Raw genomic sequence first — 14,551 nt, 5'->3', positions numbered from 1 at the left:
TAGTCAATTTTCCTTGATCGATTCCCCATACTTTGTTAGTATGACAGGACAAAGATCGAAGGATGCTGAAAATGCCATTGGTGCGAATTGACGTAAATCAGGGCCGCGGCACTGAAGAGCTGAGAGGCCTCAGTCAGGGGATCCATGATGCAATCGTGGCGGAGTATGGGATACCGGAACGCGACTACTTCCATATCGTGACAGAATATCCGCGCGGCCAGATAGTTGCCCAGGATGCCGGCCTGGGCTTCGAGCGGACCCCGGACGTGGTGATGATTCAGATTTTTACGCAGAGCGGGCGAAGCCAGCAGGCCAAGCAGAGTCTCTTTTCGGCCATTGCCATGGCGCTTGGGAAAGTGGGAGTGGCCGGCGAGGACGTTTTTATTGGGTACGTGGAAAATTCGGCGGGGGACTGGTCCTTCGGATTCGGGCGCGCCCAGTACGTCACCGGTGAGCTTGCCGCCCCGCAGAAGTAGCCCAAAGCCTGCCCCCAGTTGGCCGTTTCTAGCGAACCGCGGCGTGCATTACGAGGTTGTAGTTATGTCAGTACAAACCTTTGACAGGACAATTGTTCTGAGGCAGAGTAGTGCGTATGGCTCCGCTCACAAGCGGGCCGGCGCTGGTGCTCCAGCTGTTACAAGGTTCAGAGTTCAAACCAGAAAGGCTCGCGATCATCGTGACCCACGAACTGCTTACGATCGGGCGCATCAGCGTTGATATCTACCCGAACGACATTGGGGTTGGCTTGGAGGACGTGGAGTCCTTCGGAAAGTACCTTGGTGGTTCCCCCTCAAACGTGGCTGTAGCGGCGGCCAGGCATGGTCGCCGCGCCGGCGTCATCACCCGCACCGGCGATGACGCCTTCGGCAACTATCTCCACCGGGAACTCCGCAAGTTCAACGTGGATGACACCTTCGTCACTTCAGTGAAGGAGTGGCCCACTGCGGTCACGTTCTGCGCGATCAAGCCGCCTGATGATTTTCCGCTCTACTTCTATGGGCGCTTTCCCACGGCCCCGGACCTCCAGATCAAGGCCGAAGAGCTTGACCTGGATTCGATCCGCGAGGCGGGAATCTTCTGGTCAACAGTCACGGGCCTGTGCCAGGAGCCGAGCCGCGAAGCACATCTGGCCGCCCACGCGGCCCGTCCCCGCACTGGCCTGAAGGACGGCCAGTTCACCATCCTGGACCTTGATTACCGTCCGATGTTCTGGGCTTCGGAAGAAGAGGCCCGAGCCCAGGTCGCCAGGATCCTGCCGCAGGTTACCGTGGCCATTGGCAACGACAAGGAATGCGCCGTAGCGGTGGGCGAGGGAACCCCCGATGAGCAGGCGGACCGTTTGCTGGCTGCCGGCGTGGAGATCGCCGTCGTCAAGCTCGGACCCGAAGGCGTGATGGCCAAGACCCGGACCGAGCGTGTGGTCTCGGCTCCCGTCCCGGTGGAAACCGTCAACGGCCTGGGCGCCGGTGACTCCTTTGGCGGTGCCTTCTGCCACGGGCTGCTCTCCGGCTGGCCGCTCGAGCAGGTGCTGGATTACGCCAACGCTGCGGGCGCGATCGTCGCCTCCCGCTTGTCCTGCGCCGATGCGATGCCGACGCCGGATGAGGTCACCTCGTTGCTCGCCGAACGCGGCCGCCTGGCTCCCGGACAGTTCGCCACCGAAGGAGCAGCACTGTGAGCACCAACCTTGGCACCGCCGCCATAGCTGTGGACGATGACCCACGCCGCTACGCCCACCTCAGCACCATTCGGCTCGAGGATCCGGATGCCATCGCCCGGGCGGCCAAGGCGCGGCGCCGCCACTCAGGCTTGAGGCACGGTACGCAGAACTTCATTGTGGCCGCTGACCACCCGGCCCGTGGGGCCCTGTCCGTTGGTTCGGAACCGATGGCTATGGCGGACCGACGGGATCTGCTGGACCGGCTGCAGATCGCCCTGGCCAACCCGGCAGTTGATGGCATCCTGGCCTCGCCAGACATCATGGACGACCTGCTCCTGCTGGGAGCCCTTGAAGGCAAGCTGGTCTTCGGATCCATGAACCGTGGCGGGCTGGCCGGACTTGTTAATGAGTTTGATGACCGCTTCACTGGCCACACCGCGGCTGCCCTGGAAGCGCTGGGAGCCGACGGCGGCAAGATGCTCACACGCATCTGCCTGGGCGACCCGGACACTGTGTCCATGCTTGAAGCGACAGCCAAAGCCATTGACTCCCTGGCTGAGCGCAAGCTGATCGCCATGGTGGAACCCTTCCTCTCCGTTCGCGAAAACGGCAAGGCCCGCAACGACCTCTCCCCCGACGCCGTCATCAAGTCGGTGGCGATCGCCGAAGGCCTTGGTTCCACGAGCGCCTACACCTGGATGAAGCTGCCGGTCGTGGCGGAGATGGAACGGGTAATGGCGGCGACTACTATGCCCACCGTGCTGCTGGGCGGGGACCCGGACGGCACCCAGGACGAGGTCTTCGCCACCTGGGAAGCGGCGTTGGCACTGCCCGGCGTGCAGGGCCTCACTGTCGGACGGACGCTCCTGTACCCTGCCGACGGCGACGTTGCCGGCGCCGTGGCCACCGCTGCCTCACTCCTCAATCACACCGCAGAAGTATCGGAGTAACCCGCCTTGCGAACAGGAACAACACCAGGAACCCGCCGGATGACGGTCGCCCAGGCCGTCGTCGAATATCTTTCCAAGCAGTACACCCTCGATACGGTCGACGGCCGGGACTACCGTGAGCGACTCATTCCCGGGACGTTCGGCATTTTCGGGCACGGCAACGTTGCCGGCGTTGGGCAGGCCCTGAAGCAGTACCAGCAGCTGGACCCGGCCATCATGCCGTACTACCAGGGCCGAAACGAGCAGGCCCAGGCGCACCAGGCTGTGGGCTATGCACGGCATACCAGGCGCCGCCAGACGTTCGCGATCAGCACCTCGATAGGACCGGGATCGTCCAACCTGCTCACCGGGGCGGCGTTGGCTACCGCCAACCGGCTGCCGGTCCTGCTCCTGCCCAGTGACACGTTTGCTACGCGGGCGGCGGACCCCGTACTGCAGCAGCTTGAGCAGCCGCACGCCTATGACATCACCGTCAACGACGCATTCCGGCCGCTGTCCAAGTTCTTTGACCGGGTGTCCCGCCCGGAGCAGCTGTTCTCCGCGTTCCACCACGGCCTCCGGGTCCTCACCGACCCCGCCGAAACCGGGGCTGTCACCATCTCCCTGCCGCAGGACGTGCAGGCCGAGGCCTTGGAGGTGCCGGAGGAATTCCTGGCCGAGCGTGAGTGGCGGATCCGCCGTCCCGACGCCGACGACGAGGACATCCGCCGCGCCGCCGAGGCGATCCGGGCCGCGAAGCGGCCACTAATCATTGCAGGTGGCGGCGTCCTGTACGCGTTCGCCAACGATGAACTCGCGAAGTTCGTGGAACTTACCGGTATTCCCGTGGGCAACACCCAGGCGGGCGTCGGCGTCCTGCCGTGGGACCACAGGTCCTCCCTCGGAGCCATCGGTTCCACGGGCACGACGGCGGCCAACGCCATTGCTGCCGAAGCTGACCTGATTATCGGTATCGGCACGCGCTACGAGGACTTCACTACCGCATCACGCACGGCGTTCCAGAACCCGGAGGTGAAGTTCATCAACATCAACGTCGCACCCATCGACGCCTACAAGCACGGCACCACCCTGCCCATCGTGGCAGATGCCCGCAAGGCGCTGGTCAAGCTGAACCAGGCGCTCGGCGGTTACCGTGTGGGCGCGGACCTGGAACAGATGGTTTCCGCGGAGAAGAAGCGCTGGGACGCCACCGTCGACGAGGCCTTTGACACGCGGTTCACGCCGTTGCCGGCGCAGAACGAGATCATCGGCGCCACGTCCCGGGCCATGGACGCCCGGGATGTGGTGATCTGCGCGGCCGGGTCCCTGCCAGGTGACCTCCACAAGATGTGGCGCGTCCGCGACCCGTTCGGATACCACGTCGAATACGCCTACTCCTGCATGGGCTACGAAATACCGGGCGGACTGGGCGTCAAGCGCGCAGCCCTGGCGGAAGCCGCAGCCAGCGGGACCGCAGCCAGGGGCGGGGTAAAAGTTGACGTGCGGGACGTCGTCGTGATGGTGGGAGACGGGTCCTACCTGATGATGCACACTGAACTGGTCACCGCCGTCGCCGAACGCATCAAGCTGATTGTGGTCCTGATCCAGAACCACGGCTACGCCTCCATCGGCTCCCTCTCCGAATCGCTCGGTTCGCAGCGCTTCGGCACACAGTACCGGGCCCTGAACGAGGAACAGCACAGCTTCGACGAAGGCGACACCCTACCCGTGGACCTGGCCCTGAACGCCGAGTCCCTGGGAGTGAGGGTCATCCGGATCGAACCGGGGGAGAAGGTCATCGCCGAACTTGAGCAGGCCATCCGCGACGCCAAAGCGGCCCCCGAGCGCAGCGGCCCCATCCTCATCCATGTCGAGTCGGACCCCCTGCTGGACGCCCCCAGCTCGGAATCCTGGTGGGACGTTCCCGTCTCCCAGATCTCGGACCTCGAATCGACCCGGCAGGCCTTCACGACCTACACCGACCACAAGACCCGCCAGCGCAAGCTGTTGGGCTGATCCCCCTTCGAATTTCGACCACTCAAGGAAGAGTCCAATGACTGCCACGAGCACTGAAACCACCACCATCAACCACTTCATCAACGGTGCCGAGACCGCTGGCGAGGGTAACCGCACCCAGCCCGTCTACAACCCCGCCACGGGTGCCGTGTCCGGGGAGCTGCGGCTGGCCAACCGGGCCGACCTGGACGCCACGGTCGCTGCAGCCCGTGCCGCCGCGGATTCCTGGGGTGATATTTCCCTGGCCAAGCGCACGGCTGTGCTGTTCAAGTTCCGTGAGCTCGTCGCCGCCCACGTGGACGATCTCGCGGAGCTGATCACCGCCGAGCACGGCAAGGTCCTCTCCGACGCGAAGGGCGAGATCGGCCGCGGCCTGGAAGTCATCGAGTACGCCTGTGGCATCCCCACCCTGCTCAAGGGTGACTACTCGGACCAGGTCTCCACCGGCATCGATGTGTTCTCCTTCCGGGAGCCGCTCGGCGTGGTCGCGGGCATCACCCCGTTCAACTTCCCCGTGATGGTGCCGTTGTGGATGGCGCCGATGGCCATCGCCACCGGCAACGTGTTCATCCTCAAGCCCTCCGAACGCGACCCCTCGGCCTCGATGCTGCTGGCGAACCTGTGGAAGCAGGCCGGCCTGCCCGACGGCGTGTTCCAGGTCCTGCACGGGGACAAGGAAACCGTTGACGGGCTCCTGACCCACCCGGACGTGGACGGGATCTCCTTCGTCGGCTCCACGCCGATCGCCCAGTACGTCCACGAGACCGCCACCAGGCACGGCAAGCGGGTCCAGGCGCTGGGCGGGGCGAAGAACCACGCCATCATCATGCCCGACGCGGACCTGGACAACGCCGCCGACCACCTCGCCGCCGCGGCCTTCGGCTCCGCCGGGGAACGCTGCATGGCCATCTCCGTCGCCGTCGCCGTCGCTGACGCCGCGGACCTGCTCGTGAAGAAGGTCGAAGAGCGCGCTTTGGCTGTGAAGGTTAACAACGGCACCGCCCCCGACGCCGAAATGGGCCCGGTGATCACCCCGGCGTCCAAGGAACGGATCATCCGGATTGTCACCGAAGCCGAAACCGCAGGTGCTGCGATGGTGGTGGACGGCCGCGACCTCATCGTCCCCGGCCACGAGGACGGCTTCTGGGTCGGCCCCACCGTCCTGGACCACGTCAAGACCGAGATGACGGCCTACAGCGAGGAAATCTTCGGACCCGTCCTCGTCGTCGTCCGCGTCAACGACCTGGACGAAGGCATCAAGCTGATCAACGCCAACCCCTACGGCAACGGCACCGCGATCTTCACCTCCTCCGGCGCGCACGCCCGCAAGTTCCAGCGCTCCGTGACCGTGGGCATGATCGGCATCAACGTGCCGCTGCCGGTCCCCGTGGCCTACCACTCCTTCGGCGGCTGGAAAGCCTCACTCTTCGGCGACAAGCACATCTACGGTCCCGAAGGCGTCTCCTTCTACACCCGCGGCAAGGTGGTCACCTCCCGCTGGCCAGAACCCACCCACGCCTCCGGCGCCTCCTACAACTTCCCCTCCAACTAACGCCCCAACACACCACTATCGATTGCTCTGTAACAGCCGTTGTGAGCGTCCAGAAGGGCACTTGCGGAGCAACCGATGAGAAGGAACGGTTATGACTGAAAACAAGTTCATCATCGGTACGGCACCGGACTCCTGGGGCGTCTGGTTCGCGGACGATCCGAAGCAGACCCCGTGGGAGCGCTTCCTGGACGAAGTGGCAGAATCCGGCTACAAGTGGATCGAGTTGGGACCCTACGGCTACCTCCCCACGGACCCGGCACGCCTCGCCGAGGAACTTAAGCAGCGCGACCTGAAGGTCACCGCCGGGACCGTATTCACGGCGTTCCACCGCGGCCTTGACCAGTGGGAGACCGCCTGGGAGCCGGCCCGCAAGGTTGCCGAGCTCACCGCCGCAATGGGCGGCGGGCACATTGTGGTCATCCCGGCCATGTGGCGCGATGACGTGACCGGTGAGGCCGTGGAAAGCGGCGAGCTGACCGAGAAGGCGTGGAGCGACCTCTTTGAGGGCCACAACCGGCTGGGCAAGACCCTGCTGGAGGATTTCGGCCTGAAGCAGCAGTTCCACTCCCACGCAGACTCCCACGTCGGTGCGCAGGAGGACATTGAAACCCTCCTGGCGTCCACCGACAGCAAGTACCTCAACCTTTGCCTGGATACCGGTCACGCCGAATACTGCGGAGCCTCGAGCCTTGAGCTGATCAAGAACTACCCGGACCGCATCGGCTACCTTCACCTGAAGCAGATCAACCCGGACATCCTTAAGAAGGTCAATGAGGAAAACATGACCTGGGCAGCGGCCAACCTGGCGGGTGTCATGACCGAGCCGCCCAGCGGATTGCCGGATCTGAGGGCCGTCATCGAAGCCGTCGAAGCCCTCGACCGGCCCGTCTTCGGCATCGTTGAACAGGACATGTATCCAGTGGCGTTCGACGTTCCCATGCCGATCGCCAAACGCACCCGCAACTACCTGCTGTCCTGCGGCTCCCGTACCGCCGTCAATTGACAACAAACCGACCGCATCCATTACAGACATCGAAGGACAGAACAATGAGTGAAACCCTCCGCATAGCCGTCATCGGCGCCGGCCGCATGGGTGCGGACCACATCCAACGCCTCAACACCCGCATTCACGGAGCCGAAGTCGCCGCGGTCGTTGACGTGGACCTCGCCCGCGCGCAGGCCGCCATCGAAGGCATCCCGGGCGCCGTTGCCCTCGCCGATGCCGAGGAAGCCCTGAACAACGGCGACGTCAACGCTGTGCTGATCGCCACCCCGGGTTTTCTGCACGAAGACATCCTGCTCAAGGCGCTTGCCAGGGACATCCCCATCCTCTGCGAAAAGCCGATGACCCCGGATGCCGAGTCCTCCTGGAAGATCGTCCAGGCAGAGGAGAAATTGGGGCGCAAGCGCATCCAGGTGGGCTTCATGCGCCGCTTTGACGCCGAGTACGCGGCGTTGGGCGACATCATCCAGAACCAGGAACTGGGTGAGCTGCTCATGCTGCACCACCAGCACCGCAACCCCACCACCCCGCCCGGCTTCACCAACGAGATGCTGATCAACGATTCGGTGGTCCATGAGTTCGATGCCATCCGGTTCTTCACCGGCGAGGAAATCACCAGCGTGCAGGTGCGGCTGGGCAAGGCCACTAAGAACGCGCCTGCCGGGCAGCACGATCCGCAGCATGTGCTGATTGAAACAGAGTCAGGCGTCCTGGCCGACGTCGAGATTTTCGTTAATGCCAAATACGGCTACGAAGTGGGCACGCAGGCCTCCTTCGAGGAAGGCACCGTCAGTATCGGCGGCGACAAGGGGCCTTACACCCGGACCGCCGGCCGCTGGGGCGGCAACGTCACGCCCGGCTTCGAAGAGCGCTTTGGCGCGGCTTACGACGTCGAAATCCAGGCCTGGGTTGACGCCGCCCGCCGCGGCGAAATCGGCGGCCCTACCGCCTGGGACGGCTACGCCACGGCGGCGTGCTGTGAAGCCGGCGTTGAGGCGCAGAAGAACGGCGAAAAGGTCGCCGTGAAACTGAACGCCAAGCCTGCCCTCTACAGCTAGGCCCCGCAAGAGGAGTTTTGTCCAGATAACGCGACTCCCAGGCCCTCAAGGGCGCCTTATCTGGACAAAAACCCCATCAGATACCTGACTGACCCACAATGGAGTGTTCTCGTGAAAATCGCACTTGACCCCACGCCGTTCCATCACTCGCACAGCCTGCTCGACTTCCCTCGGGTAGTGGCGGACCTCGGCTACAAGTACATGCAGATGACCCCGCACGCCGACTTCATCCCCTTCTACAACCACCCCAAGGCCGACGACGAACTGGTGGGACAGCTCAAGAAGTCCTGCAAGGACGCCGGGATCGAGATCGCCTCCGTCCTGCCGGTGCTGCGATGGTCCGGCCCGGATGAGGACGCCCGAGAGGCCGCCGTCCGTTATTGGAAACGCGCCATTCAGATCTCAGTGGACCTCGGCGTCAGCACGATGAACACTGAATTCAGCGGCCGCCCCGAAAAGGCCGAAGAATCGGAACGGGCCTTCTACCGCTCCATGGAAGAGCTGCTGCCCATCATCGAGCGCGAAGGCATTGACCTCCTGATCGACCCGCACCCGGACGACTTCGTGGAAGAAGGACTTGCCGCCATCCGCGTCATCCGGGGCCTGAACTCCAAGAACGTGGGCCTGGTTTACGTGGCGTCGCACAGCTTCCACATGAGGGATGCGCCGCTGGACATCATGCGCGCAGCAGGGGACAAGCTGCGACTTGTCCATGTGGCGGACACCATGAACCATCACGCATCCCATGGCCTGCGCTACATCACGAACCCTCCCGGCAACCCGGTCCGCGTGCACCAGCACCTGAAAATCGGGGACGGCGACGTTAACTGGGATGAATTTTTCCGCGGACTGCAGGAAATTGGCTTCCTGGGCAGGGAGGACACCGTCATGGTGTCCAGCGTCTTCGCAGAGGACGACTATGCTGTAGACGTCTCCCGCTACCAGCTGGAGACCATGAAACAGTACGTGCAGAAGGTCAGCGAATGACGGCGTAGGAGGCTTCACAGCACAACGCCGGGAAACCGCCGCTCAGCCACAAAGAGGGCGCTCCGGCCGGCGCCCTAGGCCCTGGCGTGCAGCCTGGGCAATGCCTCCACAAGCGGTGACAGTTCCGGGACCTCCCGGGCCGCGGCAAGGGAACGCTCGAGGGTTGCGTCGTGGGTGGGACGTGCTTCTGCCAGTAGCTTGCTGCCGGCAGGGGTGAGCTCCGTGTAGATGCCCCGGCGGTCATCCGCGCACAGGATACGGGTGAGCAGGCCGCGGTCCTCAAGCCTGTTAACGAGGCGCGTGGTGGCACTCGCGCTGAGTGCGGAGGCCCGGGCCAATTGCTGCATCCGCATGTGCCAGCCATCCTGGCGGCTCAGTGCGTCCAGCACGGTGTACTCCACAACGGACAGCTTCGACTCGGCCTGCAGGGAGCGCTCCAGCTCGCCTTCGATCAGGCCATGCAAGGCCGCGAGTGTGCGCCAGCCTTGCGCCCGCACCTCGACGGCGTCGTCCTTGATGCCCATCTGTCACTGCTCCTTCCGCATGTCCCGATGCGGCCGAAGCACACACTCAGGAAACCAAATAATAGTTGCTTGCGCCGCATATCTGCTTGTGCAACAATAAATAACGCGTCTGCAACTACTATTTTACGCGGACTTCCTGCTGCGTACAGTTTGAAGGAGTGCCTCCATGCCAGCTGGCCTGCTAGCCCTCGCCCTCGGCGGGTTCGGGATCGGACTCACGGAATTCGTGATCATGGGCCTGTTGCCCGAGGTTGCAGCGGACTTCCAGGTCAGCGAGGCCACCGCGGGGTGGCTGATCTCGGGCTATGCCCTCGCCGTCGTCGTCGGGGCGCTAGGTCTCACCGCGGCCGTCACGCGCCTCGAGCGTAAGCCCGTCCTCGCAGTTCTGCTGGTGCTGTTTGTAGCCGGCAACCTGATCTGCGCCACAGCACCGGACTACCGGATGATGATGGCGGGCCGGATCGTGGCAGCACTCGCACACGGCGCCTTCTTCGGGATCGGCGCGGTGGTGGCCGCTGACCTGGTGGTTCCCGCCAGGAAGGCCGCCGCCATTGCCGTCATGTTTACCGGCCTCACCGCGGCCAATGTCCTGGGCGTGCCGTTCGGTACCATGCTGGGCCAGGCGGCCGGCTGGCGCTCCACCTTCTGGGCCATCACTGGCATTGGCGTGATCGCGCTGGTCGGGATTATGACCCTGGTGCCCAGGGCTGCGGGCGCCCCAGGGGCAGGAAGCCTCCGGAACGAGTTGAGGGCCTTCCGTTCCGGCCAGGTCTGGCTATCTATCCTCGTGACGATCCTGGGGTACGGCGGCATGTTCGGTGCGTTCACGTATATCGCATACACGCTCACCGAAGTCTCCGGCTTCGCCGCCTCCACGGTGCCGTGGCTGCTCATCGTCTTCGGCGTTGGTCTTTTCATTGGCAATACCGTCGGCGGCGCGGCGGCCGACCGCAATGTGGACCGCACCCTGCTTGCGGTCCTCGCGGCACTGGTCGTGGTCCTCGTGGCCTTCGCCTTGACTGCCGCCAGCCAGCCTCTCACCATCACCTCCATGGTGCTGCTGGGTGGCTTCGGCTTCGCCACCGTGCCCGGTCTGCAGATGCGCGTTATGAAATACGCCAGCGGCGCGCCCACGCTCGCTTCCGGCGCCAATATCGGTGCGTTCAACGTGGGCAACGCGCTGGGCGCTTGGCTCGGCGGGGCCACCATCACCGCGGGCCTCGGCTACACCTCGCCGATCTGGGCCGGCGCCGGTATCACCCTGCTGGGTTTGGGTGTCATGGTCGTTGCGTCCTCAACCGCCAAGCGCACCGCTGACGGCCACCATGTTCCCGTGTCGAAGAACGGTCCCTCTGACGTTGAGTCTGTTCCAGTCCCTCGTTAGCCCCGTTCCGGTCCACGGTGTGACCGGCGGTGGCCCGGAAACCAGGCCCCGTACGGCAGGTGTGGTGTGGGCGCGCTGGTAGCCAGGGGGATCAGCTAGAGCGAGTCTCGCCGTCCCTTTTTGCCGCAGCCTGCTGTTTCAGTGCGTCTGGCTTGCCAGAACATCCTAATGTCAGGACAAACTATTGACATCTGTGGGCCGAATCACCATGATCGGTTGTAGAGGGCCTCGAGCTCCTGCAGAGAGGCAGGGCCGCAACCCTTATCAAAGGAGATTAATCGTGAAGAAGTTTTCCTGGCGGAAGGCGGGCCTTGTGGCAGCCGTCGTTCCGATGCTGGCTCTGGGCGCATGCTCCAGCGGCGGGGGCAAGCCCGTTGACAGCGGCAACGCCGGTGGTGGCGGCCAAGCCGCTTCGACGCCGCGGATCAAAGTGGCTCTCATTACGCACGCTGTAGCGGGCGATACTTTCTGGGACATCGTGCGTAAGGGTGCGGAGCAGGCCGCGGCCAAGGACAATGTTGAACTCCTCTACACCAGTGATGGCGACGCGGGCCGTCAGGCGCAGCTTGTCCAGCAGGCCATCGATCAGAAGGTCGATGGGATCGCGCTGACATTGGCCAAGCCCGACGCCATGAAGGATGTGCTGGCAAAAGCCGCGAGCGCCGGCATCCCCGTCGTTAGTCTGAATGCTGGCTCCGATGCTTCGGCTTCCCTGGGCGCTTTCACCTACTTCGGATCCGACGAGAAGGTCGCGGGCCGTGCCGTCGGGGCGAAGCTGGCTCAGGATGGGTACAAGCACCCGATCTGTGTCATCCAGGAACAGGGCCATGTCGGCTTGGAGAACCGCTGTGCAGGCGTCAAGGAAAAGGTCCCCGGCACCGAGGTGCTTTACGTCAACGGCCAGGACATGACTTCTGTTCAGTCGACGGCGACGGCGAAGCTCCAGTCCACGAAGGACGCCGACGTGATCATCGGGCTTGGAGCCCCGTTTACGCTCACATTGCTCAAGTCCGTCACGGATGCCGGCAGTTCCGTGAAGGTTGCGAGCTTCGACCTGAACGGCGAGCTCGCCCAGGACATCGTGGACGGCAAGGTTCTCTTCACCGTGGACCAGCAGCCGTGGCTCCAGGGCTACATGTCAGTTGACGCGCTGTGGCAGACCAAGGTTGGCGGTTTCAAGATCGGCGGCGGCCAGCCTGTCCTGACCGGCCCGGCCATTGTGGACAAGTCCAACGCTGCGGACGTTCTCAAGTTCGCCCAGCAGGGCATCCGATAGATCCAGGCATCCGGCCGCGCGGCGGGTGACCGCCGCGCGGCCTGACCAACAGGTCATGACCAACAAGGAGTCCTTCCTATGGCAAACACAGCAACCCTGCCACCGGCGCCTGCGCCGTCTTCGGCCCCCGGGCAGCGCGGCGATGAGCGAATCGGCCAGCGCAGCCCGTTTCAGAAACTCCTGGGGCGCCCCGAGGTGGGCGCCCTCGTGGGAGCGGTGGTCCTCTTCATCTTCTTCGCATTCGTTTCCAGCACCTTCACTCAGCCGAACGCGCTCGCCACGGTCCTGTACGGATCCTCAACGATCGGAATCATGGCGGTAGGCGTTTCGCTGCTGATGATCGGCGGGGAATTCGACCTTTCCACCGGCGTCGCAGTGATCTCTTCGGCACTGACAGCTTCCCTTTTCAGCTGGAACTTCTCACTGAACGCATGGGTCGGCGTCGTGCTGGCCCTGGTGGTCTCGCTGGGAATCGGCTTCATCAACGGCTGGATCCTGGTTAAAACGAAACTGCCCAGCTTCATCGTCACCCTCGCCACGTTCCTGATGCTGACCGGCCTGAACCTGGCCCTGACCCGCGCCATCGGCGGCAGCGTGTCCTCGCCCTCCATTTCCAAGCTCGACGGTTTCGACTCTGCCCATGCGGTCTTCGCCTCCTCCATCAGCATCGGCGGTGTGGAAGTGAAGATCACCGTGTTCTTCTGGATCATCCTCGTGGCGATTGCCTCCTGGATACTGCTCCGCACGAAGGTGGGCAACTGGATCTTCGCTGTCGGTGGCGATGCGAACGCTGCCCGGGCCGTGGGTGTGCCGGTCACCAAGACCAAGATCGGCTTGTTCATGGCGGTCGGCTTCTGCGGCTGGATCCTTGGCATGCACAACCTCTTCGCTTTCGACGCCGTGCAGTCCGGCGAAGGCGTCGGCAACGAATTCCTGTACATTATTGCGGCCGTGATCGGCGGCTGTCTCCTGACCGGCGGGTACGGCTCGGCCGTGGGCGGTGCTATCGGCGCCTTCATCTTCGGTATGGCCAACAAAGGCATCGTGTACGCGCAGTGGAACCCGGACTGGTTCAAGTTCTTCCTGGGCCTGATGCTGCTGCTGGCCACCATCGTCAACCTGATCGTCAAGCGCCGCGCAGAGCTCAAGTAAAGGGGCGGATTCATGAATGCCAAACAGATCGACCAGCAGACCCTGCTGAGAGACGAAACAGATCCCCTGACCCATACCCCGGTCCACCTGCTGTCGCTCGACGGCGTCGGGAAGCACTACGGCAACATCATTGCCCTGCGCGATGTCACCATGGCCGTGGACAACGGCCGGGTCACCTGTGTCCTCGGCGATAACGGTGCAGGCAAGTCCACCCTGATCAAGATCATCGCCGGCCTGCACCAGCACGATGAAGGCACGCTGAAGATCATGGGCGAGGAGCGGAATTTCAGTTCGCCCAGGGACGCGCTCGACGCCGGCATCGCCACCGTCTACCAGGACCTCGCCGTCGTTCCCCTCATGCCGATCTGGCGGAACTTCTTCCTCGGCTCCGAACTGACCAGCGGATTCGGCCCGTTCAAGAGCATGGATGTCCAGAAGATGAAGGACATCACCCTGAAGGAACTGGCCGAAATGGGTATCGACCTGCGCGATGTGGAGCAGCCCATCGGCCAGCTATCCGGCGGTGAGCGGCAGTGCGTGGCCATCGCCCGCGCCGTGTACTTCGGCGCGAAGGTGCTGATCCTGGACGAACCGACCGCAGCCCTGGGCGTCAAGCAGTCCGGCGTCGTGCTCCGCTACATCCTGCAGGCCCGCGACCGCGGGCTGGGCGTCATCTTCATCACCCACAACCCTCACCACGCCTTCCCCGTCGGGGACCGGTTCCTGCTGCTCAAGCGCGGCAAATCGATCGGCTACTTCGACAAGAAGGACATCACCCTGGATGAGCTCACCGCACAAATGGCCGGGGGCGCCGAACTGGCGGAACTGGCCCATGAGCTGGAACAGCTGGGCGGCCACGGTGACGTTGTAAAGGAAGTCAAGGGTGAAGTTGCCGGCGTGGCCCAGACCACAGGCAAGTCCTACTCGTAGCAGTCACGGCTGAACGGGGCCGGTGCCCGGCCCCGTTCAGCCGTGCCGCCGACCGGCCCCCGTGGGGGCCGCATAACTTT

13 protein-coding genes are annotated in these 14,551 nt (G+C 63.9%); 12 read left to right on the top strand and 1 reads right to left on the bottom strand.

Annotated features, from left to right (window positions below; genetic code table 11):
• The first annotated feature begins 71 nt into the window (after positions 1-71).
• From J7E83_RS13425 to J7E83_RS13390, 8 genes are all read left to right on the top strand, one after another.
• Positions 72-476, top strand: a complete 405-nt coding sequence (locus J7E83_RS13425) for a tautomerase family protein (protein WP_214962839.1) — start codon at positions 72-74, stop codon at positions 474-476.
• A gap of 200 nt (positions 477-676) precedes the next feature.
• Entirely contained in the window at positions 677-1,678 is a 1,002-nt protein-coding gene (gene iolC, locus J7E83_RS13420) for a 5-dehydro-2-deoxygluconokinase (RefSeq protein WP_214963031.1), read from the top strand.
• Between the two features lie 23 nt (positions 1,679-1,701).
• Complete coding sequence (locus J7E83_RS13415) at positions 1,702-2,610, top strand: deoxyribose-phosphate aldolase (RefSeq protein WP_214963029.1); 909 nt, start codon at positions 1,702-1,704, stop codon at positions 2,608-2,610.
• Between the two features lie 39 nt (positions 2,611-2,649).
• Entirely contained in the window at positions 2,650-4,605 is a 1,956-nt protein-coding gene (gene iolD / locus J7E83_RS13410; RefSeq protein WP_214962837.1) for a 3D-(3,5/4)-trihydroxycyclohexane-1,2-dione acylhydrolase (decyclizing), read from the top strand.
• A gap of 37 nt (positions 4,606-4,642) precedes the next feature.
• A complete protein-coding gene (locus J7E83_RS13405) occupies positions 4,643-6,157 on the top strand; it encodes a CoA-acylating methylmalonate-semialdehyde dehydrogenase (RefSeq protein ID WP_214962836.1) in 1,515 nt (504 codons plus the stop codon).
• A 91-nt stretch (positions 6,158-6,248) separates the two neighbouring features.
• Positions 6,249-7,160 carry a sugar phosphate isomerase/epimerase gene (locus J7E83_RS13400; protein ID WP_214962834.1) on the top strand — a complete coding sequence of 304 codons (912 nt, stop codon included), beginning with the start codon at positions 6,249-6,251 and terminating at the stop codon, positions 7,158-7,160.
• A gap of 44 nt (positions 7,161-7,204) precedes the next feature.
• Complete coding sequence (locus J7E83_RS13395) at positions 7,205-8,218, top strand: Gfo/Idh/MocA family protein (RefSeq protein WP_214962831.1); 1,014 nt, start codon at positions 7,205-7,207, stop codon at positions 8,216-8,218.
• Positions 8,219-8,329: 111 nt separating this feature from the next.
• Complete coding sequence (locus J7E83_RS13390; protein ID WP_214962829.1) at positions 8,330-9,205, top strand: sugar phosphate isomerase/epimerase family protein; 876 nt, start codon at positions 8,330-8,332, stop codon at positions 9,203-9,205.
• 74 nt (positions 9,206-9,279) lie between these two features.
• Here the strand turns inward: J7E83_RS13390 and J7E83_RS13385 are convergent, their stop codons facing one another.
• The gene (locus tag J7E83_RS13385) at positions 9,280-9,729 is read right to left on the bottom strand and encodes a MarR family winged helix-turn-helix transcriptional regulator (protein WP_214962828.1); all 450 of its coding nucleotides are present in this window, start codon (positions 9,727-9,729) and stop codon (positions 9,280-9,282) included.
• Positions 9,730-9,895: 166 nt separating this feature from the next.
• Between J7E83_RS13385 and J7E83_RS13380 the strand changes: the two genes are divergently transcribed.
• From J7E83_RS13380 to J7E83_RS13365, 4 genes are all read left to right on the top strand, one after another.
• Complete coding sequence (locus J7E83_RS13380) at positions 9,896-11,113, top strand: MFS transporter (RefSeq protein WP_214962826.1); 1,218 nt, start codon at positions 9,896-9,898, stop codon at positions 11,111-11,113.
• Positions 11,114-11,393: 280 nt separating this feature from the next.
• A complete protein-coding gene (locus J7E83_RS13375; RefSeq protein ID WP_214962825.1) occupies positions 11,394-12,389 on the top strand; it encodes a substrate-binding domain-containing protein in 996 nt (331 codons plus the stop codon).
• Between the two features lie 78 nt (positions 12,390-12,467).
• Positions 12,468-13,541, top strand: coding sequence for an ABC transporter permease (locus tag J7E83_RS13370; protein WP_214962824.1), 1,074 nt, complete (start codon positions 12,468-12,470; stop codon positions 13,539-13,541).
• A 12-nt stretch (positions 13,542-13,553) separates the two neighbouring features.
• Positions 13,554-14,471, top strand: a complete 918-nt coding sequence (locus tag J7E83_RS13365; protein WP_214962823.1) for an ATP-binding cassette domain-containing protein — start codon at positions 13,554-13,556, stop codon at positions 14,469-14,471.
• Positions 14,472-14,551 lie beyond the last annotated feature (80 nt).

It is taken from the genome of Arthrobacter sp. ISL-48, assembly GCF_018613805.1.
Lineage (GTDB): Bacteria > Actinomycetota > Actinomycetes > Actinomycetales > Micrococcaceae > Arthrobacter.
The sequence above is the reverse complement of the archived record's forward strand: the minus strand, read 5'-3'. Positions and strand labels throughout refer to the sequence as shown.